At 68.8% G+C, this 25,018-nt stretch carries 20 protein-coding genes; 11 read left to right on the top strand and 9 right to left on the bottom strand.

The annotated features are described in order from the left end of the window. Positions 1 to 11 precede the first annotated feature (11 nt). From aroC to ABFO07_RS11885, 3 genes are all read right to left on the bottom strand, one after another. Positions 12 to 1,112, bottom strand: coding sequence for a chorismate synthase (gene aroC / locus ABFO07_RS11875; protein ID WP_347467293.1), 1,101 nt, complete (start codon positions 1,110 to 1,112; stop codon positions 12 to 14). A 95-nt stretch (positions 1,113 to 1,207) separates the two neighbouring features. Beyond that, positions 1,208 to 3,142 carry an MFS transporter gene (locus tag ABFO07_RS11880; RefSeq protein WP_059989306.1) on the bottom strand — a complete coding sequence of 645 codons (1,935 nt, stop codon included), beginning with the start codon at positions 3,140 to 3,142 and terminating at the stop codon, positions 1,208 to 1,210. A 142-nt stretch (positions 3,143 to 3,284) separates the two neighbouring features. Then, positions 3,285 to 3,749 carry a CBS domain-containing protein gene (locus ABFO07_RS11885; RefSeq protein WP_059567151.1) on the bottom strand — a complete coding sequence of 155 codons (465 nt, stop codon included), beginning with the start codon at positions 3,747 to 3,749 and terminating at the stop codon, positions 3,285 to 3,287. Positions 3,750 to 3,945: 196 nt separating this feature from the next. Here ABFO07_RS11885 and ABFO07_RS11890 point away from each other — a divergent pair, with 196 nt between their 5' ends. Then, on the top strand, positions 3,946 to 4,263 hold the full coding sequence (locus tag ABFO07_RS11890; RefSeq protein ID WP_059567150.1) for an Mpo1-like protein: 318 nt from the start codon (positions 3,946 to 3,948) through the stop codon (positions 4,261 to 4,263). A gap of 46 nt (positions 4,264 to 4,309) precedes the next feature. On the opposite strand, the gene ABFO07_RS11895 is transcribed toward ABFO07_RS11890, so the two are convergent. Then, positions 4,310 to 5,635 (bottom strand): YihY family inner membrane protein, encoded by a 1,326-nt coding sequence (locus ABFO07_RS11895; RefSeq protein WP_059885644.1) that lies wholly within the window; start codon positions 5,633 to 5,635, stop codon positions 4,310 to 4,312. Positions 5,636 to 5,764: 129 nt separating this feature from the next. On the opposite strand from ABFO07_RS11895, the gene wrbA reads away from it, so the two are divergent. From wrbA to ABFO07_RS11915, 4 genes are read left to right on the top strand one after another with little or no spacing between them, the layout of a single operon-like run. Further along, on the top strand, positions 5,765 to 6,379 hold the full coding sequence (wrbA, locus tag ABFO07_RS11900; RefSeq protein WP_059961307.1) for an NAD(P)H:quinone oxidoreductase: 615 nt from the start codon (positions 5,765 to 5,767) through the stop codon (positions 6,377 to 6,379). Continuing rightward, a complete protein-coding gene (locus tag ABFO07_RS11905) occupies positions 6,376 to 6,765 on the top strand; it encodes a DUF2069 domain-containing protein (protein WP_059805594.1) in 390 nt (129 codons plus the stop codon). Before wrbA ends, ABFO07_RS11905 begins: the two co-directional genes overlap by 4 nt. A gap of 20 nt (positions 6,766 to 6,785) precedes the next feature. Next, the gene (locus ABFO07_RS11910) at positions 6,786 to 8,207 is read left to right on the top strand and encodes an FAD-binding oxidoreductase (protein ID WP_347467297.1); all 1,422 of its coding nucleotides are present in this window, start codon (positions 6,786 to 6,788) and stop codon (positions 8,205 to 8,207) included. Positions 8,208 to 8,232: 25 nt separating this feature from the next. Beyond that, a complete protein-coding gene (locus ABFO07_RS11915) occupies positions 8,233 to 9,087 on the top strand; it encodes a metallophosphoesterase (RefSeq protein WP_059961341.1) in 855 nt (284 codons plus the stop codon). 43 nt (positions 9,088 to 9,130) lie between these two features. Here ABFO07_RS11915 and ABFO07_RS11920 read toward each other — a convergent pair whose 3' ends face one another. After that, on the bottom strand, positions 9,131 to 9,286 hold the full coding sequence (locus ABFO07_RS11920; RefSeq protein WP_017332544.1) for a hypothetical protein: 156 nt from the start codon (positions 9,284 to 9,286) through the stop codon (positions 9,131 to 9,133). Between the two features lie 116 nt (positions 9,287 to 9,402). Next, the gene (locus tag ABFO07_RS11925) at positions 9,403 to 10,344 is read right to left on the bottom strand and encodes a LysR family transcriptional regulator (RefSeq protein WP_059567145.1); all 942 of its coding nucleotides are present in this window, start codon (positions 10,342 to 10,344) and stop codon (positions 9,403 to 9,405) included. A 157-nt stretch (positions 10,345 to 10,501) separates the two neighbouring features. On the opposite strand from ABFO07_RS11925, the gene ABFO07_RS11930 reads away from it, so the two are divergent. Genes ABFO07_RS11930 through ABFO07_RS11945 form a run of 4 tightly spaced genes read left to right on the top strand, consistent with a single transcriptional unit; the run spans position 10,502 to position 15,359 of the window. Next, positions 10,502 to 12,052, top strand: coding sequence for an efflux transporter outer membrane subunit (locus ABFO07_RS11930; RefSeq protein WP_347467300.1), 1,551 nt, complete (start codon positions 10,502 to 10,504; stop codon positions 12,050 to 12,052). A 17-nt stretch (positions 12,053 to 12,069) separates the two neighbouring features. Beyond that, positions 12,070 to 14,268 (top strand): FUSC family protein, encoded by a 2,199-nt coding sequence (locus tag ABFO07_RS11935; RefSeq protein ID WP_059567141.1) that lies wholly within the window; start codon positions 12,070 to 12,072, stop codon positions 14,266 to 14,268. After that, positions 14,265 to 14,468, top strand: coding sequence for a DUF1656 domain-containing protein (locus ABFO07_RS11940; protein ID WP_010092591.1), 204 nt, complete (start codon positions 14,265 to 14,267; stop codon positions 14,466 to 14,468). Before ABFO07_RS11935 ends, ABFO07_RS11940 begins: the two co-directional genes overlap by 4 nt. 12 nt (positions 14,469 to 14,480) lie before the next feature. Continuing rightward, positions 14,481 to 15,359, top strand: a complete 879-nt coding sequence (locus ABFO07_RS11945) for an efflux RND transporter periplasmic adaptor subunit (protein WP_059907030.1) — start codon at positions 14,481 to 14,483, stop codon at positions 15,357 to 15,359. Positions 15,360 to 15,413: 54 nt separating this feature from the next. Here ABFO07_RS11945 and ABFO07_RS11950 read toward each other — a convergent pair whose 3' ends face one another. Continuing rightward, entirely contained in the window at positions 15,414 to 17,087 is a 1,674-nt protein-coding gene (locus ABFO07_RS11950; RefSeq protein ID WP_059805576.1) for a methyl-accepting chemotaxis protein, read from the bottom strand. A gap of 400 nt (positions 17,088 to 17,487) precedes the next feature. Between ABFO07_RS11950 and ABFO07_RS11955 the strand changes: the two genes are divergently transcribed. After that, positions 17,488 to 18,729 carry an MFS transporter gene (locus ABFO07_RS11955; protein ID WP_060016772.1) on the top strand — a complete coding sequence of 414 codons (1,242 nt, stop codon included), beginning with the start codon at positions 17,488 to 17,490 and terminating at the stop codon, positions 18,727 to 18,729. Positions 18,730 to 18,801: 72 nt separating this feature from the next. Here the strand turns inward: ABFO07_RS11955 and ABFO07_RS11960 are convergent, their stop codons facing one another. After that, entirely contained in the window at positions 18,802 to 19,590 is a 789-nt protein-coding gene (locus ABFO07_RS11960; RefSeq protein ID WP_059885629.1) for a 5'-methylthioadenosine/adenosylhomocysteine nucleosidase, read from the bottom strand. 2 nt (positions 19,591 to 19,592) lie between these two features. Continuing rightward, entirely contained in the window at positions 19,593 to 21,959 is a 2,367-nt protein-coding gene (locus ABFO07_RS11965; protein ID WP_059567132.1) for a UvrD-helicase domain-containing protein, read from the bottom strand. 179 nt (positions 21,960 to 22,138) lie between these two features. Here ABFO07_RS11965 and ABFO07_RS11970 point away from each other — a divergent pair, with 179 nt between their 5' ends. Further along, a complete protein-coding gene (locus tag ABFO07_RS11970) occupies positions 22,139 to 25,006 on the top strand; it encodes a valine--tRNA ligase (protein ID WP_059907028.1) in 2,868 nt (955 codons plus the stop codon). Positions 25,007 to 25,018: the final 12 nt, after the last annotated feature.

Raw genomic sequence — 25,018 nt, forward strand, 5'->3', positions numbered from 1 at the left:
CGCTTCCCGCGTCAGGTCGCGCTCGCGGCGATCTTCGGGGTTTGCGTTTGGACGTCGCCGCATTGTGCGCGGTGGCGCAATGCGTGATCGATCAGCACCAGCGCGAGCATCGATTCGGCGATCGGCGTCGCGCGGATGCCGACGCACGGGTCATGACGGCCGAAGGTCTCCACCGTCGCGGGTTCGCCGGCCTTCGTGATCGAACGGCGCGGCGTGCGGATGCTCGACGTCGGCTTGATCGCGATCGACACCGTGATGTCCTGCCCGGTCGAGATGCCGCCGAGCACGCCGCCCGCGTGGTTGCCGACGAAGCCATCCGGCGTCAACTCGTCGCCATGCTCGGAACCGCGCTGCGCAATGCTCGCGAAGCCCGCGCCGATCTCGACGCCCTTCACGGCGTTGATGCTCATCATCGCCTTCGCGATGTCCGCGTCGAGGCGGTCGAACACCGGCTCGCCCCAGCCCACCGGCACACCGGACGCCACGACGTCGATCCGCGCGCCGATCGAATCGCCATCCTTGCGCAGCGCGTCCATGTAGGCCTCGAGCTGCGGCACGATGTCGGCGTTCGGCGCGAAGAACGGGTTCTCGCGCACGTACGACCAGTCGACGAACGGCACGTCGATCTCGCCGAGCCCGGTCATGCAGCCGCGCACCTCGACGCCGTAGCGCTCGCGCAGCCATTTCTTCGCGACCGCGCCCGCGCCGACGATCGGCGCGGTCAGGCGCGCGGACGAACGGCCGCCGCCGCGGTAGTCGCGGATGCCGTATTTCTGCCAGTACGTGTAGTCGGCGTGGCCGGGCCGGAACGTCTCGGCGATGTTGCCGTAGTCCTTGCTGCGCTGGTCGGTATTGCGGATCAGCAGCGCGACCGGCGCGCCGGTCGTAACACCCTCGAACACGCCCGACAGGATCTCGACCTCGTCGGCCTCCTGGCGCTGCGTGACGTGACGCGACGTACCGGGCTTGCGGCGGTCGAGCTCACCCTGGATGTCGGCCTCGGTCAGCCCCAGGCCAGGCGGGCAGCCGTCGATCACGCAGCCGATCGCAGGGCCGTGCGACTCGCCGAAGGTCGTGACGGTGAAAAGCGTGCCAAGGGTATTGCCGGACATGGTAGGACCGCCCAAAGAAAAATCGGGAAACCGATATTATGCCAGCCGTGCCGGCCGCGCGGGCCGCGCGCGATGCGGCCCTGCCCGATCCGTCGCTATTTGCGCGCGCCGCGCAGTTCGGCCACCGCGGCCTGCAGCGTCTCGGGCGTCGCGACCGAGGCCGGCATCGCGTCGCCGACCGCGAGCGTCAGCCGGCTCATCACGCCCCGCTTGACGGGCCGCGGCCAGCGGGCGTCCGAGTGCCGCGAGAACACGCTGCCCCACAGGCCGCGCAGCGCCATCGGAATCACCGGCGCCGACGTGCGCTGCAGGATCTCGGTCACGCCGTGGTGAAACGTATTGATGTCGCCCGTCTTCGTCAGCTTGCCCTCGGGGAAGATGCACACCAGCTCGCCGTCCTTGAGCGCCGCTTCGCACGCGTCGTACGCGCGCGCGAGCAGTTCGGGATCCTCGTGCCGCGACGCGATCGGGATCGCCTTCGCATGCCGGAACACCCAGCTCGCGAAGCGCGTGCGGAAAATCCGGTGATCCATCACGAAGCGGATCGGGCGCGGGCTCGCGGCCGCCAGCACCAGCGCATCGACGTAGCTGACGTGATTGCAGACGAGCACGGCGGGCCCCTCTTCCGGGATCCGCTCCGCATGCACGAGCCGGATCCGGTAGAACGTGTGCACCAGCACCCACGCGACGAACCGCAGCAGGAATTCGGGCACGAGCAGGTAGATGTACGCGGCAACCGCGACGTTGAGCAGCGCGGTGACGAGGAAGATGCCAGGAATGCCGACGCCGGCCTTGGTCAGCGCCATCGCCATCACCGCCGACACGATCATGAACAGCGCGTTCAGGATGTTGTTCGCGGCGATGATCCGCGCGCGGTGCGTCGGCGCGCTGCGGCTCTGGATCAGCGCATAGAGCGGCACGCTGTAGAAGCCGCCGAACATCGCGAGCAGGAACAGGTCGGCAAGGATGCGCCAGTGGCGCGCGCCGGCCAGGAATTCGCCGACCGACAGCAGGTGGCCGGGCGCCGGCAGCGCATGGCTCGCGAAATACAGCTCGATCGCGAACACGCTGATGCCGATCGAGCCGAGCGGCACGAGGCCGATCTCGACGCGCCGCTGCGACAGCCGCTCGCACAGCAGCGAGCCGATGCCGATGCCGACCGAGAACGTCGCGAGCAGGATCGTGACGACGTCCGGACTCGCGGACAGCACGTCCTTCGCGAAATTGAAGAACGACGTGAGGAACGTCGCGCCGACGAACCACAGCCACGAGATGCCGAGCAGGCTCAGGAACACGGTGCGGTTCTGGCGCGCGAGCCCGAGGTTGCGCCAGGTTTCGCTGACCGGATTCCAGTTGATCACGAGGTCGGGCTGCGGCGCGGGCGTCGTCGGCACGCGCTGCGCGGCGAGACGCCCCGCGCACGCGATCACGACGCAGCTCACCGCGAGCACGAGCTCGCCGCGGCCGGAAATGCCCGCGGCCGCGCCGCCGATCAGCGTGCCGATCAGGATCGCGATGAAGGTGCCCATCTCGACGAGGCCGTTGCCGCCGACCAGTTCGTGCTCGCCGAGGTGCTGCGGCAGGTACGAGTACTTGACCGGCCCGAACAGCGTCGAGTGCATCCCCATCATGAACGTGCACAGGTACAGCAGCGCCGCGGTGTGCGTGACGAAGCCCGCGGCCCCGACCAGCATCAGCACGATCTCGAACGACTTCACGAAGCGCGTGAGCCGCGCCTTGTCGTACTTGTCGGCGATCTGGCCGGACGTCGCCGAGAACAGCACGAACGGCAGGATGAAGATCGCGGAGATCAGGAACGCGGCGGTCTTCGCGTCGACGCCGGAAAACCGCGCGGTGTGATAGGTGACGAGCGACGTGAAGCCGATCTTGAAGACGTTGTCGTTCAGCGCGCCCAGGAACTGGGTCGTGAAGAACGGCGCGAAACGGCGTTCGCGCAGCAGGTCGAATTGGGAAGCGTGTGCGCGTCGCTCATTGCGACGCTCGGACGAGACCGACGTGTGATCGCTCATGCGGAATGCGCGCGCGTCGTCTCGGCGAAGCTGCGCGGGCCCTGGTTATCGGAGGAAAGGCAGCACCGGCGCGCAGGCCGGGCCCGCGCCGCCGCGCTGGTCGAATGTGCCCGCGCCCCACGTGACGGCCCGGGCACGGCGCTCAGCCGGCGACCGGCTTGTGCGCTTCGGTTTCGGGTTCCGGCCAGTCGCGGATATAGGCCTTCAGCATCCGGTTCTCGAAGCTCTGCGCCTCGACGACCGTCTTCGCGACGTCGTAGAACGAGATGACGCCCATCAGCACCTTCTGGTCGAGCACCGGCATGTAGCGCGCGTGGCGCTCGAGCATCATCCGGCGCACTTCGTTGACATCGGTTTCCGGCGTGCACGTGAGCGGCTCGTCCATCACCTTGCGCACCTGCACGTCGCCGATCGCGCCGCCGTTCTCGCGCAGGCGCATGATGATCTCGCGGAACGTGAGAATCCCGACGAGATCGCCGTACTCCATCACGACGAGCGAACCGATATCGTGTTCGGCCATCGTATCGACCGCTTCGCGCAGCGGCTTATCGGGCGTCACCGTGAACAGCGTGTTGCCCTTGACTTTGAGAATATCGCTGACGCGCATCGTAGTCCCCTCATGCATATATGCAAAAACTGGCTTTCGATCCTATCGGAAAGCCTGTCAAAAGGAAAGCGCAGGGCTTGGCGGCCGGCGCCGCCCGGCCTGCCGCCGCTGGAGAACCCGCTCCAGCCGCCCCGCTTGCGGACGCCTGCCGCTCGCCGCACAATGGCTTCATGGACGGCGGCCCGAGGAGACGGCCATGGCGCATTCGCATACCGAGCATTTCGCCAGCTTCACTGACTTCTACCCGTATTACCTGAACGAACACCAGAACCTGACGTCGCGGCGGCTGCATTTCATCGGCTCGCTCGGCGTGATCGGCTGCGTCGCGATGGCGGTCGCGACCGGCGACTGGCCGTGGCTGCCGGCCGCCGTCGTCTGCGGCTACGCGTTCGCGTGGGTCGGGCACTTCTTCTTCGAGAAGAACCGCCCCGCCACCTTCCGTCACCCGATCTACAGCCTGATGGGCGACTGGGTGATGTTCAGGGATATCTGCACCGGCAAGATCCCGCTGTGACGCCGGCCTGCGCGGCCATGCCGCGCGGCGCGCGCACGGCCCGGGCTCAGGCCGTGCGGTGCGGCCGCGCGTGCGGGTCCGCCGCGCCGGGCGCCGGCGCGGCCACCGCGACCGGTGGCGCATCCGCATGCAGGTGCGTGCCGATCAGCGACGCCAGCGACACGTCGAAGCGCTCGCTCGACAGCACCGCCAGCAACGCGTCGCCGTCGACGTGGGTGCGGCGCCGCTGCAGCTGGTAGGTCAGCTCGGTCAGGTCGATCACCAGCACGTCGAACAGCTGTGCGAGCGTCAGCTGCTCGGGGTTCGCCAGCAGCACGTAGCGCTGCGCGCCGTCGCCGCCATCCAGCCGGGCGACCCACTCGCGCTCCTCCATCAGCACCAGCAGCCGCTGCGCGGTTTCCATGTCGCAGCGCAGCATCGCCGCGAGCCGGATCGCCGAATAGCCGGCCTTGCCGGCCTCGCGGGCCTCCGCGAGGCGCGCGAGCAGCTCCAGCCCGTCGAACAGGTCGCTGCCCGGATAGTGGACGCGGTGGAACTGGCCGACGCGAATCGCCGGCAACGCCGACGTCACCATCCCGCCAAGCAGCGCGATGAACCAGCTCAGATACACCCACAGCAGGAACACCGGCAGCGCGGCGAACGCGCCGTACACCGCGGTGTAGGTGGGGATCCGCCGCACGTAGTAGCCGAAGCCGCGCTTCGCGAGCTCGAACGCGATCGCCGCGAACAGGCCGCCGACCACCGCGTCGCGCCACGCCACCGTGCAGTTCGGCAGATAAACGTAAAGGAGCGTGAATGCGAGCACCGTCAGCGGCAGCGACGCGAGCGTCAGCAGCCACTCGGCGAACGACGGCGCCGACTGCGCGCCCGTGATCGCGAGCGACTCCGTGAACAGGTACGACGAGATCGACAGGCTCACGCCGAACAGCAGCGGCCCGAGCGTGATCAGCGCCCAGTACGCGAGCACGCGCTGCGCGAACGGGCGGGGCTTGCGCACCCGCCAGATCAGGTTGAACGCGGATTCGATCGTCATCATCGTCATCACGGACGTGACGACCAGCACGATCAGGCCCGCCGTCGTCAGCCCCTTCGCCTTCGACGCGAACTGGTTCAGGTACTTGAAGATCTGGATGTTGACCTGCGTCGGCATCAGGTGATCGGCGAGGAACCCCTGCAGCGAGAGCTGGAACGACGCGAACATCGGGAATGCGGTGAACAGCGCGAACGCGACCGTCACGAGCGGCACGAGCGCCAGCATCGTCGTGAACGTGAGGCTGGCCGCCACTTGCGGGATACGGTCCTCGGCGCTGCGCTTCGCGGCAAAGCGCGCGAGGCGCTTGATGGTGTCGAGATCGACGCTCAACTTCGGCAAACGGCTTCCTCCTTGCTCATGCGGCGCGCCGCGCAGCGCGACGGCTTCAGCCCCTATAATAGCCGCTCACATCAGGGGCGGTTCGCATCTGGAGCGTCCATGCGCTGCCACGGGCATGCCCCCAAGCCTATGAACGACATCCTCGTGCTCTATTACAGCCGTCACGGCGCCACGCGTGATCTCGCGCTCGCGATCGCGAACGGCATCGACAGCGTGCCCGGCATGCAAGCGCGCATCCGCACCGTGCCACCCGTCTCCACCGTCTGCGAGGCGAGCGCGCCCGAGATTCCCGACGACGGCCCGCCGTACGCCGAATTGCGCGATCTCGAGGAATGCGCGGGCCTCGCGCTCGGCTCGCCGACCCGCTTCGGCAATATGGCCGCATCGCTCAAGTATTTCCTCGACGGCACGACGCCGCAATGGATGTCGGGCGCGCTGAGCGGCAAGCCCGCCTGCGTGTTCACGTCGACCGGCAGCCTGCACGGCGGCCAGGAATCGACGCTGCTGTCGATGATGCTGCCGCTGCTCCATCACGGGATGATGATCGTCGGCATCCCGTACACCGAATCCGCGCTCAGCACGACGGAAACGGGCGGCACGCCGTACGGCGCATCGCACGTGTCGCGGCATGAGCGCACCGCGCCCGCGGGGCTGTCCGCCGACGAAAAGGCGCTCGCCGCCGCGCTCGGCGCGCGGCTCGCCCGCACGGCCGCCGCCCTCGTCGCGGCCCAGGCCCCCGCATGAACCGGCCCGCGCCCGCCGTCGCCGCCCGGCCGCGCCATGCGCTGGCCGCCGCCGCGTGTCTCGCCGCGCTGATCGCGCTGTCGCTCGCCTGGGAGCTGTGGCTCGCGCCGCTGCGCCCCGGCGGCTCCGCGCTGATGCTGAAGGCGGTGCCGCTCGCGCTCGCGCTGCCCGGCGTGTGGCGGCGTAACATCTACACGATGCAGTGGGCAAGCATGCTGATCCTGCTCTATTTCGCCGAAGGCATCGTGCGCGGCATGTCCGACCGCGGGCTGTCCGCGACGCTCGGCTGGTGCGAAACCGCGCTCGCCCTCGCCTTCTTCGCGGCCGCACTCGCCTATGTCGCGCCGTTCAAGCGCGCGGCGAAGAAACAGCGCGCCGCGCCCTGACCCTTACGCGACCGACCGTCATGAATTCTTCCGAAGCTTTCGTTTCCGCGTGCCGCGACGCCATCGGCGCGGACCACGTGCTGACCGCCCCGCACGATACCGAGCCGTTCCTGACCGACTGGCGCCGCCGCTACAAGGGCGCCGCGTGCGCGGTGCTGCGGCCCGCGAGCACGGCCGAAGTCGCCGCGCTCGTGAAGCTCGCGAACACGCACGGCATCGCGCTCGTGCCGCAGGGCGGCAACACCGGCCTCGCCGGCGGCGCGACGCCCGACGCGAGCGGCGGCCAGGCCGTGCTGAGCCTCGCGCGCCTGAACCGCGTGCGCGCGCTCGATCCGCACAACAACACGATCACCGTCGAAGCCGGCGTGATCCTCGCCGACGTGCAGGCGCGCGCTCGCGACGCCGGCCGGCTGTTCGCGCTGAGCCTCGCGGCCGAAGGCAGCTGCACCATCGGCGGCAACCTCGCGACGAATGCCGGCGGCACCGCGGTGCTGCGCTACGGCAACGCGCGCGAGCTGTGCCTCGGGCTCGAGGTCGTGACGCCGCAGGGCGAGATCTGGGACGGCCTGCGCGGGCTGCGCAAGGACAACACCGGCTACGACCTGCGCGACCTGTTCATCGGCGCCGAAGGCACGCTCGGCATCATCACCGCCGCCGTGATGAAGCTGCATCCGCGGCCGGCCGCGCAGGTCACGGCGCTCGCCGCGCTCGACTCGCCGCACGCGGCGCTCGACTTCCTCGCGCTCGCGCAGCGCGCGGCCGGGCCGCTCCTGACCGGCTTCGAGCTGATGTCGGATTTCTGCATGCAGCTCGTCGGCAAGCACTATCCGCAGCTGCGCTATCCGTTCGATCGCACGCACCCGCAAACGGTGCTGCTCGAACTGTCGGACAACGAGAGCGAAGCGCATGCGCGCGCGCTGTTCGAGACGCTGATGGAAGAAGCCTTCGAGGCGGGCATCGTGGTCGATGCGGTGGTCGCGGAGAATCTCGCGCAGTCGCGCGCGTTCTGGGACCTGCGCGAACACATTCCGCTCGCGCAGGCCGACGAAGGGCTGAACATCAAGCACGACATCGCGGTGCCGATCTCGTCGATCGCGCGCTTCATCGACGAGACCGACGCGGCGATCCAACAGGCAGCGCCGGGCGCGCGGATGGTGACGTTCGGCCATCTCGGCGACGGCAACCTCCACTACAACGTGCAGACGCCCGACGGCGGCGACGCCAAGGCGTTTCTCGCCGAATACCAGGCGCCGGTGAACCGCATCGTCTACGACAACGTGCAGCGCCACCACGGCACGATCAGCGCGGAACACGGGATCGGCCAGCTGAAGATCGACGACGCGCAGCGCTACAAGTCGCCGGTCGAGATCGGGCTGATGCGCACGCTGAAGGCCGCGCTCGACCCGCGCGGCCTGATGAACCCCGGCAAAGTGCTACGCTGAAGACAACCCCACCGGAGCGATGCCCGTGAAAGTCCGCGTGCTGTCCGACCTGCATCTCGAGGGCAACCTCCCCGACGTGATTCCGCACGCCGAAGCCGATCTCGTCGTGCTCGCCGGCGACATCCACAATCACGCGGAAGGGCTGCGCTGGGCCGCCGAGACCTTCGACCCGGGGGTACGCCCAGGCGGCGTGCCGGTGATCTACGTGCCGGGCAATCACGAGTACTACGACGGGGAATTCGGCGCGCTCGAGGCGGCGATGCGCGACGCGGCGCGTGCGCTCGACAACGTGCATTACCTGAACAACGACGCCTATGTCGATCCGGCCGGGCGCTTCCGCGTGCTCGGCACCACGCTGTGGACCGACTTCGCGCTGTTCGGGGCCGACGACGCCAGCATCGCGCATGCGACCGACGCGGCATCGAAGGTGATGCTCGATTTCAAGGGACTGATCCAGGTGACGTGGCCGCACGACGCGGCGGTTCATGCGGGTGCGGCCGAGTCGCAACGCGGCGCCGAGCGTGATTTCACGCCGGCCGATTCGCTGGCGCTGCACCGCCGCGCGCGCGCGTGGCTCGAAACGCAGCTCGCGGTGCCGTTCGACGGCAAGACGATCGTCGTGACCCATCACGCGCCGCACCGGCGCTCGCTCGCCGAGCGCTTTGCGCAGGACCCGGTATCGGCCGGGTTCGTCAACGATCTGGCGGGGCTGGTGCGCGCGCCGGTCGCCCTTTGGGCGCACGGCCACACGCATACGTCATTCGATTACGTGACGGAGGGCGGCACGCGCGTCGTCTGCAACCCGCGCGGCTACATTCGCCGGCGCACCGGCGAGCGCGAGAACACGGCGTTCGCGTGGGACAAGGTCGTGACGCTCTGAGGGGCGGCTGCCCCGAGCGCCAGGGACGAGGTAAACCGGCGCGTCAGCGCCCGAGGCGGCGGGCGGCTTCCGACGCCGAGCGCACCCTGACCGGCGCCGGCTGCATCCGCGCCTTCATCGCGCGCAGCAAGTCGCGCGACGCGACGGCGCCGATCACGCCGAACAGGATTCCAAGGCCAATCATCAGGTGCGTATCCATTGCTGCTCCGTATTGCAGATCACTCTGGATCAGACAGTATCAAACTGTCGGCCGGTCGAGGGTAAAGAAATGTTGCGGGAACGACAAATCTCGTTAGATTTCGTGAGCCCGCGACGTCATGTCGCGCGGGTGAACTGCTCCAGCGCGGCTTCGTCGGCGTCGAGCGTCGCCGGCAGTTCGTCGCGCAGGAAATCGACCCAGGTCCGGATTTTCGCGTCGAGATACTGGCGGGACGGATACAGCGCATAGATGTTCATCACGTGCGAGCGGTACTCGGGCATCACGCGCACGAAGTGGCCGTTGCGCAGGCCGGCGATCGCCGAATACAGCGGCAGCACGCCGATTCCCATCCCCTCCCGCACCGCCACCGCGAGCGCCTCGGCGACGTTCACGCGAAACGGCGGGCCCGACAGCGGCACGGTGACGTCGCCGCTCGGCCCGCTCAGCGTCCATTCGTCGTAGTGAAAGCCCGGCGCGACCATGCCGAGGCACACGTGCCGCGCGAGATCCTGCGGCTGCCGCGGCACGCCGTGCCGCTCGAGGTAGCGCGGCGACGCGCAGACGACGCTGTAGCTCTCGCCGAGCCGCTGCGACACGAGCCCCGAATCGGGCAGGTCGCGGCCGACGACGATCGCGACGTCGTAGCCCTCGTCGAGCAGGTCGGGCATCCGCTGCGCGAGCGTCAGGTCGACGAGCACGTCCGGAAAGCGCTCGCGATAGCGCGACACGGCCGGCACCGTGTAGTGCTGGCCGAGGCTCGTGAAGCAGTGCACCTTCAGCTTGCCGGACGGGCGCGCGTGCGCGTCGCTCGCCTCCGCTTCCGCCTGGTCGACATACGCGAGGATCTGTTCGCAGCGCTGCAGATAGCGCTCGCCCGCCTCGGTCAGCGCGATGCGGCGCGTGGTCCGGTTCAGGAGCCGGGTGCGCAGGTGCGCCTCCAGGTCCGACACGGCCCGCGACGTGTAGGCGGTCGTCGAATTCATCTGCTGCGCGGCCGCGGTGAAACTGCCCGCGTCGACCACGCGCATGAATACCCGCATGTTCTGTAACGTATCCATGCCATTACCCGTGTAAATCCGGGAGGATTGTTGCACAGCGGCGCACAAATATTATCTCAGCTTTTGTAAAAATGACTTGCACCGTTGTCCATTTATTCAGGAATTGCTGAAAAATATAATCCTCTCCGGCTCATCTATATCCGAAAGGGAGAAAATCGTGCAGTCTCCGGCAATAAAAGGGACGCTCGCACTCGCGGTTCTTGCAGTCTCATTAATAATGGCCGGATGCGCGAGCATGGGCGACAACAAACCCCAATCCATTCAGACCGATCCGGCTTCGCTCGACGCGGGCGCGGCGATCCGCGCGGCCGATCGTGACGCCGGCTGGCCCGCCGCCGACTGGTGGCGCGCATATCGCGATCCGCAACTCGATGCGTGGATCGCGGCCGCGCAGGCCGGCAACCCGTCGCTCGCGGCCGCGCAGGCGCGCGTGCGCGAGGCGCAGGCAATGGCCCGCGTCGCCCGCTCGGCCGAACTGCCGCAGATCAACGGCAACCTGTCGCTGATGCGCCAGCACTGGCCGGACAACGTGTTCTACGGCCCGGGGCCGCTCGCGAATGCGGACACCTGGAACAACACCGGCACGCTCGGCCTGTCGTATCACCTCGACCTGTGGGGCAAGGACAAGAACGCGACCGAGCGCGCGCTCGACATGGCGCACGCGACCGCGGCCGACGCCCGCGCGGCGCGGCTCGAGCTCGAGGTCAACGTGGTGCGCGCGTATATAGGCATGTCGATGAACTACGCGCTGCTCGACCTCGCGCACGAGACGTTCGAGCGCCAGCACGCGCTCGCCGAGCTCGCGCGCAAGCGGCTGCAGGCCGGCCTCGGCACGCAGCTCGAGGTCAGCCAGGCGGAATCGACGCTGCCCGACTACGAGCGCCAGATCGATTCGTATGAGGAAGCGATCCAGCTCGCCCGTCACCAGCTCGCCGCGCTCGCCGGCAAGGGGCCCGGCGCGGGCGACGCGATCACGCGGCCGAAGCTCGCGCTCGACGCGCCGGCCGGCCTGCCGTCCGCGCTGCCGGCCGACCTGCTCGGCCGCCGGCCGGACGTCGTCGCGGCGCGCTGGACGGTCGACGCGCAGGCGCGCGGCATCGACGTCGCGAAGGCCGCGTTCTATCCGAACATCGACCTGCTCGCGACCGTCGGCGGCTTCGGCGTGACCGCGCCGTTCGCCGACTTCCTGCGCGCGATGAACGGCGGCTGGACCGCCGGCCCGGCGCTGTCGCTGCCGATCTTCGAAGGCGGCCGGCTGCGCGCGCAGCTCGGCGCGGCGTCGGCCGGCTACGACCAGGCCGTCGAGCACTACAACCAGACGATCGTCGGCGCGCTCAAGGACATCGCCGACCAGGTCGTGCGGATCCGCTCGCTCGACACGCAGAAGAAGGACGCCGCGCGTTCGGTGGCCGCGAACGACCGCAGCTACCAGCTGTCGCGCGAAGGCTTCCGGCGCGGGCTGACCGACTACGTGAACGTGCTGGTCGCGCAGCAGCAGCTGTTGCGCGCGCAGGAGACGGCCGCCCGGATCGACGCGGAACGCCTCGCCGCGCATGCGCAGCTGATGGCCGCGCTCGGCGGCGGCGTCGAGACGGGCGAGGACGTGCCGGGCGCCGAAGCGTCGGGCATGCGGAAGGCCGATCCGAAGGCCGCCGTGCGGGCCGCGACCGCCGCCGCTGCCGCCGCCAGCGCGCCGGCGGCACACTGACACGCGGAGCACTCGCCATGTCAGCCACCTCCTCCGCGTCCACGCCCGCCGGCCGCCCGCTGCCGGCGTGGCTCGCCACGCTCGGCGACTGGGCCCGCACCGACGGCGTCGCGTGGCTCTATCTCGTCAAGGCGCTGCTCGCGGCGTTCATCGCCCTCGGCGTGTCGATGCGACTCGACCTGCCGGCGCCGAAGACCGCGATGACGACCGTGTTCATCGTGATGCAGCCGCAAAGCGGCGCGGTGTTCGCGAAGAGTTTCTACCGGGTCGCCGGCACGATCTTCGGACTCGTCGCGACGCTCACGTTCGTCTCGCTGTTTCCGCAGCAGCCGCAGCTGTTCCTGCTGTCCATCGCGCTGTGGATCGCGCTATGCACGGCCGGCGCCGCGCGCAACCGCAACTTCCGCAGCTACGGTTTCCTGCTCGCCGGTTATACGACCGCGCTGATCGGCCTCCCCGCCTCGCAACACCCGGACGGCGCATTCATGAGCGCGCTGACGCGCGTCTCCGAGGTGATCGTCGGGATCGTGTCAGCGGGCGTCGTCAGCGCGCTCGTGTTTCCGCAGTACACGGGCGAGCAGATGCGCACGACGGTACGCAAGCGCTTCGGAAGTTTCGTCGACTACGTCGCGTCGGCGCTGTCGGGTCAGCTCGACCGCGCGCACATCGAAGCCATCCATACCCGCTTCGTCGCCGACGTGGTCGGTTTCGAGGCCGCGCGCAGCATGGCCGTGTTCGAGGATCCCGACACGCGCATGCGCAGCGGCCGCCTCGCGCGGCTGAACAGCGAGTTCATGAGCGCGTCGAGCCGCTTTCACGCGCTGCACCAGCTGATGAACCGGCTGCACGCGGCCGGCGCGCAAGCCGCGATCGCGGCGATCGAACCGTATTTCCGCGAGATCGCGCCGCTGCTCACGCGCAACGGCGAACCCGTGCGCACGTCGGCCGACGCCGCGCGCACCGCCGAACAGCTGCTCGCGTGGCGCGACGCGCTGCCGCGCCGCATCCGCGCGACACGCGCGGAACTCGAAACGCAGCCCGACTGCCCGTTGCTCGACTTCGACACGGCCGCCGAGCTGCTGTACCGCTTCATCACCGACCTGCACGCGTATGCGGCGACCTATGCGTCGCTCGCGACCGCGATGCACGAGCGCGAACGCTGGATCGAGCGCTACGAGCCGCGCACCAATCTGACGGCCGCCGTGATCGCGGGCATCCGCACCGCGACGGTGATCCTGGCGCTCGGCTGGTTCTGGATCGAAAGCGCCTGGCCGAACGGCGTCACGCTGGTGCTGACGGCAGCGGCAACCTGCGCGCTCGCGTCGTCGACGCCGCGCCCGACCGCGATGTCCGCGCAAATGGCTATCGGCACGGCCCTCGCGGTCTGCACGGGTTTTCTGCTGATGTTCGGGATCTACCCGCGGATCGACGGCTTCGTCCTGCTGTGCGCGGCGCTCGCGCCGCTGCTCGCGATCGGCATCTACATGACGCTGAAACCGAAGCTCGCGGGCTACGGCATGGGCTACCTGATCTTCTTCTGTTTCCTTGCCGGCCCGGACAGCATCACGCATTACGACCCGTCGAGCTTCATGAACGATGCGCTCGCGCTCGTGCTGTCGATGCTCGTGTCGTCGATCGCGTTCGCGGTGCTGTTCCCGCCGAGCGCGCCGTGGCTGAAGAAGCGCCTGTTCGCGGACCTGCGCCACCAGGCGGTCGCGGCCTGTCATGCTCGCCTCGCCGGCCTGCGCACGCGCTTCGAGAGCGGCGCGCGCGACCTGATGTACCAGGCGCACACGATCTCGACCGACCAGCCGGACGTGCAGCGCGACGCGCTGCGCTGGATGTTCGCGGTGCTCGAAGCCGGCAACGCGGCGATCGACCTGCGCGACGAGCTCGCGGCGCTGCCGCCCGACCCGCGCTACGCGCCGTCGATGCCGTGGCGCCGCGAGATCGAGACGATGCGCCACGCGCTGTCCGCGCTGTTCGCGAAGCCGGCCGCGGCCCGCTTCGACGCGACGCTCGCGGCCACCGTCGCCGCGATCGACGCGACCCGGCAGGCGCTCGACGCGTTCGCGCCGCCGCGCGACGAACGCCACCGGCTGCAGCGCATCCTGAGCCACCTGCATTTCGTGCGCACCGCGCTGCTCGACCCGGAATCGCCGCTCGCGTCGCTGAACCGCCGCGCCGCGCCCACTCAACAAGGAACCTCGTCATGATGCCGCGTGAACTCGCCATTCTCGATGCCTACATGCCCACGGTGGTGCTGATGTTCGTCATCGGCGCGCTGGCGACCTGGGCGGTCGACCGGCTGCTCGCCTACACCGGGCTCTACCGACTCGTCTGGCACCCGTCGCTGTTCCGGGCCTGCCTTCTCGTGTGCATCTGCGGCGGACTGAGTCTCGCCGTTTACCGTTGAACCAACACAATCATGATCCTGCGAAAACTCTTCGGCTTCGTCGCGACGGCCGTCATCCTCATCGTCGCGATTCTGATCGGGCGCTCGTTGTGGGTGCACTACATGGACGATCCGTGGACGCGCGACGGGCGCGTGCGCGCCGAAATCGTCAACGTCGCGCCTGACGTGTCGGGCGCCATCGTCGACCTGCCGGTGCACGACAACCAGCTCGTGAAGAAAGGCGACCTGATCATGCAGATCGACCCGTCGCACTACCAGATCGCGGTCGAGCAGGCGCAGGCGGCCGTCGCCGCCCGCCGCGCGGAACTGCAGATGCGCCGCGACGACGCGGCCCGCCGCGCGGATCTCGACGCCCTCGTCGTGTCGAAGGAAAACCGCGAGAACGCGGCGCACAGCGCGTCGAGCGCCGACGCGCAGTACCAGCAGGCGCTCGCCGCGCTCGACGCCGCGAAGCTCAACCTCGAGCGCACGCGCGTGGTCGCGCCGGTCGACGGCTACATCACGAACCTGCAGACCTTCAAGGGCAACTACGCGACCGCCGGCCAGGCGAAGCTCGCGATCGTCGACAGCCATTCGTTCTGGGTCTACGGCTATTTCGAGGAAACCAAGCTGCCGCGCGTGAGCGTCGGCGCGCCGGCCGAAATGCGGCTGATGAGCGGCGGCGTGCTGAAGGGCCACGTCGAGAGCATCTCGCGCGGCATCTTCGACCGCGACAACCCGCAAAGCCGCGACCTCGTCGCCGACGTGAACCCGACCTTCAACTGGGTGCGCCTCGCGCAGCGCGTGCCGGTGCGGATCAAGATCGACGAGGTGCCGGCCGGCGTGCTGCTGTCGGCCGGCACGACCTGCACGGTGATCATCGATCCGGACAACAAGCGGAAGAAGTCGTAATCCGCGCGGGGCGCGCCGCCGCCCCGCTGTCACGTTCAGGCGTCGAACCGCGCGTCAGGCCGCATAGCGGAAGCGGCCGACCAGCGCCTTCAGCGACTGCGCCTGATCGTCGAGCGCGCGCGCCGCGGCCGCGGCCTGCTCGACCAGCGCCGCGTTCTGCTGGGTGCCCGCATCCATCTGCGTGACCGCGCGGCCGATCTCGTCGATGCCCGCGCTCTGCTCGCTCGACGCGGCCGAGATCTCGCCCATGATGTCGGTCACGCGCTTCACCGCGCGCACAATGTCGTCCATCGTGCGGCCCGCATCGTGCGCGAGCGCCGCGCCGTTCGCGACGCGATCGACCGACGCGCCGATCAGCGAGCGGATTTCCTTCGCGGCGGTGGCCGCGCGCTGCGCGAGCGAGCGCACCTCGCCCGCCACCACCGAGAAGCCGCGCCCCTGCTCGCCGGCCCGCGCCGCCTCGACTGCCGCGTTGAGCGCGAGGATGTTGGTCTGGAAAGCGATTCCCTCGATCACGCCGATGATGTCGCGGATGCTCTTCGCGCTCTCGTCGATCTCGTTCATCGTCGCGACGACCCGGCCGACCACCTCGCCGCCCGCCTCCGCGACCGCCGACGCATTCCCGGCGAGCGTGCTCGCCTGCCGCGCGTTCTCCGCGTTCTGGCGCACCGTCGACGTCAGCTGCTCCATGCTGGCCGCGGTCTTCTCGAGCGCGACCGCCTGCTGCTCGGTGCGCTGCGACAGGTCGAGGTTGCCCATCGAGATCTCGCCGGACGCGGACGCGATCGCCTCGGCGCTGACCGCGATCTCGCGGACCGTCGACGCCAGCCCCGCCTGCATGTCGGACAGCGCGCGCACCATGCTGTCGCGGTCGTGTGCGCCAAGCGTGATCGGGCGAGTCAGGTCGCCGCTCGCGATATCGGCGGCGATCGCCTTCGCGTACGCGGGCTCGCCGCCGAGCTGCGCGACGAGACGGCGCACCACCCGCTCGGCGATCACGAACGCGAGCACGATCAGCGCGACGGTCGATGCCGCGATCATCGCGAACGACGACGAGAAGATCGTGGCGGACGCATCGAGCGTCGCCTTCGATTTCGCGCCGCGCGTCTTCACGAGATCGGCGACGAGCTTTTCGAGCTTGCCCGTCTCCACCAGCAGCGACACGTCCTGCGTGCCGACCTGCCAGTTCATCTGCGACAGGTCGAGCGGCTGCGCGCGCACCAGCGTGACGAAATCGCGCAGATGGCCGCTCCATGTGCCGACCGCCGACGCGAACGCGCGCAGCCGCGCGGCATCGTCCGCGTCCTGCGGGTCGGCATCCTGCTGCAGCGCGCCGAGCGCCTTGCCGATCGACGCGAGCCCGGCATCGATCTCGGCGCCGAGCTCGTCGCGCTCCTTCGCGGTGGACGCGGTCAGCAGCATCTTCTGCGCGCGGCTCGCGCGCAGCACCTCGGCCCGCACGTCCTGCGCCGCGCGGCTCGCGACGTGCCCCTGCTCGTAGACGGATGCGATCGAGCCGTTCAGGCGGCTGATCTGCGCGAGCGAGAACACCCCCATCGCCAGCGTGCCGACCAGCAGCACCGCGAACGCGGCGCGCAGCGTGGCCTTCACGCTCCACGGCCGCCGCGCGGGCCGGGCTGCCCGTGCAGTGCGTCCGGCCCGCTTCGCGCCGTCGTCCGGCATCGCGACAGGAGCGTCCGGCTGCGGACGCAGAGTAGCTGCTTTCATCAGATGAGTCCCCGTATTGATCACGCGGCCGGAAAGGTCGGTTCCGGCGTCACCGCGATGGCTGCCGCGCCTGCGCGTCCGGCCCGGGGCGGCTTGTGGCCGGTGCCCGGGTCGGCGCGCTCGTTCTGGAATCTGTATCGGTTCTACGGCCGCCGTCGGCATTCCTTGAGTCCGGACGAACGTGTATCCGGCCCCGGCGGCGCCGGATATGGCGCGCGCCGCCAGCGTTATACCCGGCCAAAAAGCCGCACGCGCGACGATTCGTCCCTTGATGTCCTGTTCGCGACAAAACTTGTCCGGACATTCATGACACGCCACATTACACTCGTTTGACGCTGCAACGATTTCAACGCGCCGTCCCGCACAGAGCGCGCCCTCTACCTCAACTCGCCCAGCCTTCATGGAAACCAGCCTCGACACGCGCGCCGCCGGCCAGGCCGCGCCGGCCTCCCAGCCGTCCGCGGCGCCGGCCGCCGCCCGCACCGTCTATCCGATCCTCGGCGCGATCAGCTTCTCGCACCTGCTCAACGACATGATCCAGTCGTTGATCCTCGCGATCTACCCGATGCTCAAGAGCCAGTTCGCGCTGTCGTTCGCGCAGATCGGCCTGATCACGCTGACCTACCAGATCACCGCGTCGCTGCTGCAGCCGCTCATCGGCCTCTATACCGACAAGCGCCCGCAGCCGTATTCGCTGCCGGTCGGCATGGGCTTCACGCTGTCGGGGCTGCTGATGATGGCCGTCGCGCCGAATTTCACGATGCTGCTGGCCGCCGCGGCGCTGGTCGGCTGCGGCTCGTCGGTGTTCCATCCGGAATCGTCGCGCGTCGCGCGGATGGCGTCGGGCGGCCAGCACGGGCTCGCGCAGTCGGTGTTCCAGGTCGGCGGCAATGCCGGCTCCGCGCTCGGCCCGCTGCTCGCCGCGCTGGTGGTCATTCCGCACGGCCAGCACAGCATCGCGTGGTTCTCGGCGGCCGCGCTCGTCGCGATGGTGGTGCTCGCGTGGATCGGCCGCTGGTACCGGCAGCATCCGTCGATGAAGAAGAAGGCCGCGCATGCGGCGCACGCGACGCTGTCGCGCGGCCGCGTGATGGCCGCGGTCGGCGTGCTGGTGCTGCTCGTGTTCTCGAAGTATTTCTATCTGGCGAGCATCAACAGCTATTTCACGTTCTACCTGATCGACAAGTTCCACCTGTCGGTGCAGGCCGCGCAGCTCCACCTGTTCGTGTTCCTCGCGGCCGTGGCCGCCGGCACGCTGATCGGCGGGCCGATCGGCGACCGCATCGGCCGCAAGTACGTGATCTGGGTGTCGATCCTCGGCGTTGCGCCGTTCACGCTGCTGCTGCCGTACGCGAACCTGTTCTGGACCACCGTGCTGTCCGTGATCATCGGCGTCGTGCTCGCGTCGGCGTTCGCCGCGATCATCGTCTATGCGACGGAGCTGATGCCCGGCAAGGTCGGGATGGTGGCGGGGCTGTTCTTCGGGCTCTCGTTCGGCCTCGGCGGGGTCGGCGCGGCGGCGCTCGGCCAGCTTGCCGACGCAACGAGCATCACGCTCGTCTACAAGGTGTGCTCGTTCCTGCCGCTGATCGGCGTGCTGACGGTGTTCCTGCCGGACCTCAAAGGCAGCCGGCGCGCGTAGCGCCGGCAATGCGACGGGGCCGGCACGCGGCGAGGCGCGCCGGCGGCCCGGGGAATCGGACGGCGGCGGCCCTCAGGCCGCCGTCGCCGCATGCAGCGTCAGGAAACGCTTGAGGATGCCGGTCGAGTAGGCGCTGGCGATTTCCGCGAGGAAATGCGAGAAGGACTGGGTCGCGTGATCGTCGGCGGTGTCGGAGATCGTGCGCACGAGCGCGAACGGCACGCCGTGCTCGACGCACACCTGCGCGATCGCGGCGCCTTCCATCTCGACCGCGAGCGCATCGGGCAGCGCGTCGCGCAACGCGACGACCTCGCGCTCGCTCGACACGAAGCGGTCGCCGCTGATCACGAGCCCGTTGCGCAGCTGCGCGCCGGCGAGCCGGAAGCGCTCGGCGAGCGCGCCGCCCTCTTCCGCGATGAACTGCGCGCACGCGGCCTTCAGCCGCGCGGACAGCTCGGCGTCGGGTTCGAAATGCGTGATGCCGAGCAGCGGCACCTCGTAGCGCGGGAACAGCGGCGACGCATCGAGATCGTGCTGCAGCAGCGTATCCGCGACGACGACGTCGCCCACCCGCACCGCACGCGACACGCCGCCCGCCACGCCCGTGAACACGATGCCGGCGACGCCGAATACGTGGATCAGCGCACTGACCGTCGCCGCGGCCGCGACCTTGCCGACCCGCGCGAGCGTGACGACGCACGCCGCGCCGTGCACGACGCCGACGTGATAGTCGCGGCGGCCGAGCGTGACCGTCTCGACCGCACCTTCGGCGCGCATCGCGGCGATCAGGTCGCCGAGTTCCTCGGGCAGCGCGGCGAGAATGCCGAGCGGCTTGCCCGGCGAAGAAGACGTGATGCTCATGCTCATTCGACCGCCTGCAGTTTCGCGACCGCCAGCGCGAGCCATTTCTCGCCGTGCCGCTTGAATTTCACCTGGGCCTTCGCATCCGCGCCGTTGCCTTCGAGCGCGGTGACGGTGCCTTCGCCGAATTTGGTGTGGAACACCTGCTGGCCGACCCGGAAGCCGGTGTCCGCCGCGCGCTGCTGGTTCGCGAACGCGGGCAGCGGCGCGGATACGGCCGCATCGACGATCTGCTCGCGACTGCCGCCGCCCGGCCGCGCGAACCAGTCGCGCCCCCAGGCCGCGTTGTCGCTGCGGCCGCCGCCCCAGCGCGAACCCGCCTCGACCTTCGGCGTCAGCCACTTCAGCACGTGCTGCGGCAGTTCGTCGAAGAAGCGCGAACGCACGTTGTAGCGCGTCTGGCCGTGCAGCATGCGGCTTTGCGCGAACGACAGGTAGAGCCGCTCCTTCGCGCGCGTGATCGCGACGTACATCAGGCGCCGCTCCTCCTCGAGGCCGTCGGATTCGAGCACGCTGTTCTCGTGCGGGAACAGCCCTTCCTCGAGGCCGGTGATGAACACCGCCGCGAATTCGAGCCCCTTCGCCGCGTGCACCGTCATCAGCTGCACGGCGTCCTGGCCGGCCTGCGCCTGGTTGTCGCCGGCCTCCAGCGACGCATGCGACAGGAAGCCCGCGAGCGGCGTCATCGTGTCGGGGTTTTGCGCCGGGTCGCCGAGCGGCGCCGCGTCGAGCACGTCGACGGCCGCGCCGTCCGGCTGCGCGCGAAGCTCGGGCGCGGCGATCGCACCCGCGCGCAGCGGAATCGAGCGGGCCGGCGTGTCGAGCCCGTAGCCCTCCTCGCCGACGAACGCGGTGGCCGCGTTGACGAGTTCCTGCAAGTTCTCGAGCCGGTCCTGGCCTTCGCGCTCGCCCTGGTAGAAATCGGCCAGGCCGCTCGCGCGCACCACGTACTCGACCGTTTCCGGCAGGCTCATCTGCTGCGTGTCGGCGCGCATCTTCGCGATCAGGTTCGCGAACGCGCCGAGGCTCGAGCCGGCCTTGCCGGTCACGTACGGAATCGCCGCGGCCATCGCGCAGCCGTACAGGCGCGCGGCATCTGCGAGCTGCTCGATCGAGCGCGCGCCGATGCCGCGCGCCGGGAAGTTCACGACGCGCGCGAACGCGGTGTCGTCGTTCGGGTTGTCGATCAGGCGCAGGTACGCGAGCGCGTGCTTGATTTCTTGCCGCTCGAAGAAGCGCAGGCCGCCGTACACGCGGTACGCGATGCCGGCCGTCATCAGCGTGTGCTCGATCGCACGCGACTGCGCGTTGCTGCGATACAGGATCGCGACCTCGCTGCGCGCCATCCCGCTGTTGATCAGCGAGCGGATCTCCTCGACGATCCAGCCCGCTTCCTGCGAATCGGTGGCCGCCTCGTACACGCGCACGGGCTCGCCGTGGCCGGCATCCGTGCGCAGGTTCTTGCCGAGGCGGTGCGCGTTGTTCGAGATCAGGTGGTTCGCCGCGTCGAGGATGTTGCCGTGCGACCGGTAGTTCTGTTCGAGCTTGATCAGGTTGCGCACCCGGAACTCGTCCTCGAAGTCGCGCATGTTGCCGACGTTCGCGCCGCGGAACGCGTAGATCGACTGGTCGTCGTCGCCCACCGCGAAGATCGCGTTCTGGCCGCCCGCGAGCAGCTTCAGCCACGCGTACTGCAGCTTGTTCGTATCCTGGAACTCGTCGACGAGGATGTGCTTGAAGCGCGCCTGGTAATGCGCGCGCAGCGGCGGGTTGTGCGCGAGCAGCTCGTAGCAGCGCAGCAGCAGCTCGGGGAAGTCGACGACGCCCTCGCGCTGGCACTGCTGGTCGTAGGCCTGGTAGATCTCGACGAACTTGCGGTTGAAGCTGTCGGTCGCGTCGACCTTGTCGGGCCGCAGCCCCTGCTCCTTCGCATTGTTGATGAAGTACTGGACGTTCTTCGGCGGATACTTCTCGTCGTCGATGTTCGCGCCCTTCATCAGCCGCTTGATCGCGGACAGCTGGTCGGACGTGTCGAGGATCTGGAAGGTCTGCGGCAGGCCCGCGTCGCGGTAGTGCGCGCGCAGCATCCGGTTGCACAGGCCGTGGAACGTGCCGATCCACATCCCGCGCGTGTCGATCGGCATCATCGCCGACAGGCGCGCCATCATCTCGCGCGCGGCCTTGTTCGTGAAGGTGACGGCGAGCACGGTCGCGGGCGACGCGTAGCCCTGCTGGATCAGCCACGCGATCCGCGTGATCAGCACGCGCGTCTTGCCGCTGCCCGCCCCCGCGAGGATCAGCGCCGGTTCGTTCGGCAACGTGACGGCGGCGTATTGTTCAGGGTTCAGATTCGCGAGCAGATCGGGCATGGAGTGGCAGCGGGCGTGCGGTGGAACGTAAGTCCGCCATTATAAATCCGCCGCGCGACTTGCCGGGATCAGCGCGGCGCGACCCGTCGGCGCGGCGGGCGGTGACCGGCCGATGCGCATCCATTTATAATCGATGGTTTACGTATCCAATTCACGCATTTTTCAGCAAATTTCCGACCATGAGCGACAGCACGCTGGCGAAGAGTTTCGAGCCCCACACCATCGAGTCCCAATGGGGGCCGGAGTGGGAAAAACGCGGCTACGCCGCCCCGGCGTTCGACCCGGGCCGGCCTGATTTCTCGATCCAGCTGCCGCCGCCGAACGTCACGGGCACGCTGCACATGGGCCACGCGTTCAACCAGACGATCATGGACGGCCTCACCCGCTACCACCGGATGCTCGGCGAGAACACGCTGTGGGTGCCGGGCACCGACCACGCGGGGATCGCAACCCAGATCGTCGTCGAGCGCCAGCTCGACGCGCAGGGCGTGTCGCGCCACGACCTCGGCCGCGAGAAGTTCGTCGAGCGCGTGTGGGAATGGAAGGAAAAATCGGGGTCGACGATCACGGGCCAGGTGCGCCGCCTCGGCGCGTCGCCCGACTGGTCGCGCGAATACTTCACGATGGACGACAAGATGTCGGCCGCCGTGCGCGACGTGTTCGTCACGCTCTATGAACAGGGCCTGATCTACCGCGGCAAGCGCCTCGTCAACTGGGATCCGGTGCTGCTCACCGCCGTGTCCGACCTCGAGGTCGCGAGCGAAGAGGAAAACGGCCACCTGTGGCACATCCGCTACCCGCTCGTCGACGGCTCGGGCACGCTGACCGTCGCGACCACCCGCCCCGAGACGATGCTCGGCGACGTCGCGCTGATGGTTCATCCGGAAGACGAGCGCTACGCGCACCTGATCGGCAAGCTCGTCACGCTGCCGCTGACGGGCCGCGAGATCCCGGTGATCGCCGACGACTACGTCGACCGCGAATTCGGCACCGGCGTCGTGAAGGTCACGCCGGCGCACGACTTCAACGACTACCAGGTCGGCCTGCGCCACAACCTCGCGCCGATCGAGATCCTGACGCTCGACGCGAAGATCAACGACAACGGCCCCGAGCAGTATCGCGGCCTCGACCGCTTCGACGCGCGCAAGGCGATCGTCGCCGACCTCGACGCGCAGGGCTTCCTCGATTCCGTGAAGCCGCACAAGCTGATGGTGCCGCGCGGCGACCGCACGGGCGTCGTGATCGAGCCGATGCTGACCGACCAGTGGTTCGTCGCGATGTCGAAGCCGGCGCCGGAAGGCACGTTCAACCCGGGCAAGTCGATCACCGACGTGTCGCTCGACGTGGTGCGCAGCGGCCAGATCAAGTTCGTGCCGGAAAACTGGACGACCACTTACTACCAGTGGCTCGAGAACATCCAGGACTGGTGCATCTCGCGCCAGCTGTGGTGGGGCCACCAGATTCCCGCGTGGTACGGCGAGAACGGCGAGGTGTTCGTCGCGCGCAACGAGGAAGAGGCGCGCGCGCAGGCGGCCGCGAAGGGCTACGCGGGCGCGCTCAAGCGTGACGAGGACGTGCTCGACACGTGGTTCTCGTCGGCGCTCGTGCCGTTCTCGTCGCTCGGCTGGCCGAACGAGACGCCGGAGCTGAAGCACTTCCTGCCGTCGTCGGTACTCGTCACCGGCTTCGACATCATCTTCTTCTGGGTCGCCCGGATGGTGATGATGACGACCCACTTCACGGGCCAGGTGCCGTTCCACACCGTCTACGTGCACGGCCTCGTGCGCGACGCGGAAGGCCAGAAGATGTCGAAGAGCAAGGGCAACACGCTCGACCCGATCGACATCGTCGACGGCATCGACCTCGAAGCGCTGGTCGCGAAGCGCACGACGGGCCTGATGAACCCGAAGCAGGCCGCGACGATCGAGAAGAAGACGCGCAAGGAATTCCCGGACGGCATCGCCGCGTTCGGCACCGATGCGCTGCGCTTCACGATGGCGTCGATGGCGACGCTCGGCCGCAACGTGAACTTCGACCTCGCGCGCTGCGAAGGCTACCGCAACTTCTGCAACAAGCTGTGGAACGCGACGCGCTTCGTGCTGATGAACTGCGAAGGCCACGACTGCGGGCTCGACAAGCCGGAACTGTGCGGCGCGGGCGACTGCGGCCCCGGCGGCTACCTCGATTTCTCGGCGGCCGACCGCTGGATCGTGTCGCTGCTGCAGCGCACCGAGGCCGACATCGCGAAGGGCTTCGCCGACTACCGCTTCGACAACATCGCGAACAGCATCTACAAGTTCGTCTGGGACGAGTACTGCGACTGGTATCTCGAGCTCGCGAAGGTGCAGATCCAGAACGGCACGCCGGAGCAGCAGCGCGCGACGCGCCGCACGCTGCTGCGCGTGCTCGAGACGGTGCTGCGCCTCGCGCACCCGATCATCCCGTTCATCACGGAAGCGCTGTGGCAGAAGGTGGCGCCGCTCGCGGGCCGCTATCCGCAGGGCAAGGCCGAAGGCGAAGCGTCGCTGATGACGCAGCCGTATCCGGTCGCCGACCTGAAGAAGATCGACGAGGCGTCCGAGCAATGGGCGGCCGACCTGAAGGCGATCATCGACGCGTGCCGCAACCTGCGCGGCGAGATGAACCTGTCGCCGGCGACCAAGGTGCCGCTGCTCGCGGCCGGCGACGCCGAGCGCCTGCGCGCGTTCGCGCCGTACGTGCAGGCCCTCGCCCGCCTGTCCGACGTGCAGATCCTCGCGGACGAAGCCGCGCTCGACCAGGAAGCGCACGGCGCGCCGATCGCGATCGTCGGCCGGAACAAGCTGGTGCTGAAGGTGGAGATCGACGTCAAGGCGGAGCGCGAGCGCCTGTCGAAGGAAGTCGCGCGCCTGACGGGCGAGATCGCGAAATGCCAGGCGAAGCTCGGCAACGAGGCGTTCGTCGCGAAAGCGCCGCCCGCCGTGGTCGAGCAGGAGCAGAAGCGTCTCGCCGAGTTCCAGAGCACGCTCGAGAAGCTCGGCGCGCAACTCGAGCGGTTGCCCGCGTAACAAACCGTAAGG

This window comes from Burkholderia stagnalis (assembly GCF_039848545.1).
Lineage (GTDB): Bacteria > Pseudomonadota > Gammaproteobacteria > Burkholderiales > Burkholderiaceae > Burkholderia > Burkholderia stagnalis.

Bases quoted from the DNA above. Each gene is read 5' to 3' on its own strand.
- ABFO07_RS11880 (WP_059989306.1), bottom strand. From the start codon at position 3,142: ATGAGCGATCACACGTCGGTCTCGTCCGAGCGTCGCAATGAGCGACGC.
- wrbA (WP_059961307.1), top strand. From the start codon at position 5,765: ATGAACGACATCCTCGTGCTCTATTACAGCCGTCACGGCGCCACGCGT.
- ABFO07_RS11960 (WP_059885629.1), bottom strand. From the start codon at position 19,590: ATGAGCATCACGTCTTCTTCGCCGGGCAAGCCGCTCGGCATTCTCGCC.
- aroC (WP_347467293.1), bottom strand. From the start codon at position 1,112: ATGTCCGGCAATACCCTTGGCACGCTTTTCACCGTCACGACCTTCGGC.
- ABFO07_RS11905 (WP_059805594.1), top strand. From the start codon at position 6,376: ATGAACCGGCCCGCGCCCGCCGTCGCCGCCCGGCCGCGCCATGCGCTG.
- ABFO07_RS11910 (WP_347467297.1), top strand. From the start codon at position 6,786: ATGAATTCTTCCGAAGCTTTCGTTTCCGCGTGCCGCGACGCCATCGGC.
- ABFO07_RS11970 (WP_059907028.1), top strand. From the start codon at position 22,139: ATGAGCGACAGCACGCTGGCGAAGAGTTTCGAGCCCCACACCATCGAG.
- ABFO07_RS11955 (WP_060016772.1), top strand. From the start codon at position 17,488: ATGGAAACCAGCCTCGACACGCGCGCCGCCGGCCAGGCCGCGCCGGCC.
- ABFO07_RS11925 (WP_059567145.1), bottom strand. From the start codon at position 10,344: ATGGATACGTTACAGAACATGCGGGTATTCATGCGCGTGGTCGACGCG.
- ABFO07_RS11950 (WP_059805576.1), bottom strand. From the start codon at position 17,087: ATGAAAGCAGCTACTCTGCGTCCGCAGCCGGACGCTCCTGTCGCGATG.
- ABFO07_RS11920 (WP_017332544.1), bottom strand. From the start codon at position 9,286: ATGGATACGCACCTGATGATTGGCCTTGGAATCCTGTTCGGCGTGATC.
- ABFO07_RS11965 (WP_059567132.1), bottom strand. From the start codon at position 21,959: ATGCCCGATCTGCTCGCGAATCTGAACCCTGAACAATACGCCGCCGTC.
- ABFO07_RS11885 (WP_059567151.1), bottom strand. From the start codon at position 3,749: ATGCGCGTCAGCGATATTCTCAAAGTCAAGGGCAACACGCTGTTCACG.
- ABFO07_RS11935 (WP_059567141.1), top strand. From the start codon at position 12,070: ATGTCAGCCACCTCCTCCGCGTCCACGCCCGCCGGCCGCCCGCTGCCG.
- ABFO07_RS11945 (WP_059907030.1), top strand. From the start codon at position 14,481: ATGATCCTGCGAAAACTCTTCGGCTTCGTCGCGACGGCCGTCATCCTC.
- ABFO07_RS11890 (WP_059567150.1), top strand. From the start codon at position 3,946: ATGGCGCATTCGCATACCGAGCATTTCGCCAGCTTCACTGACTTCTAC.
- ABFO07_RS11940 (WP_010092591.1), top strand. From the start codon at position 14,265: ATGATGCCGCGTGAACTCGCCATTCTCGATGCCTACATGCCCACGGTG.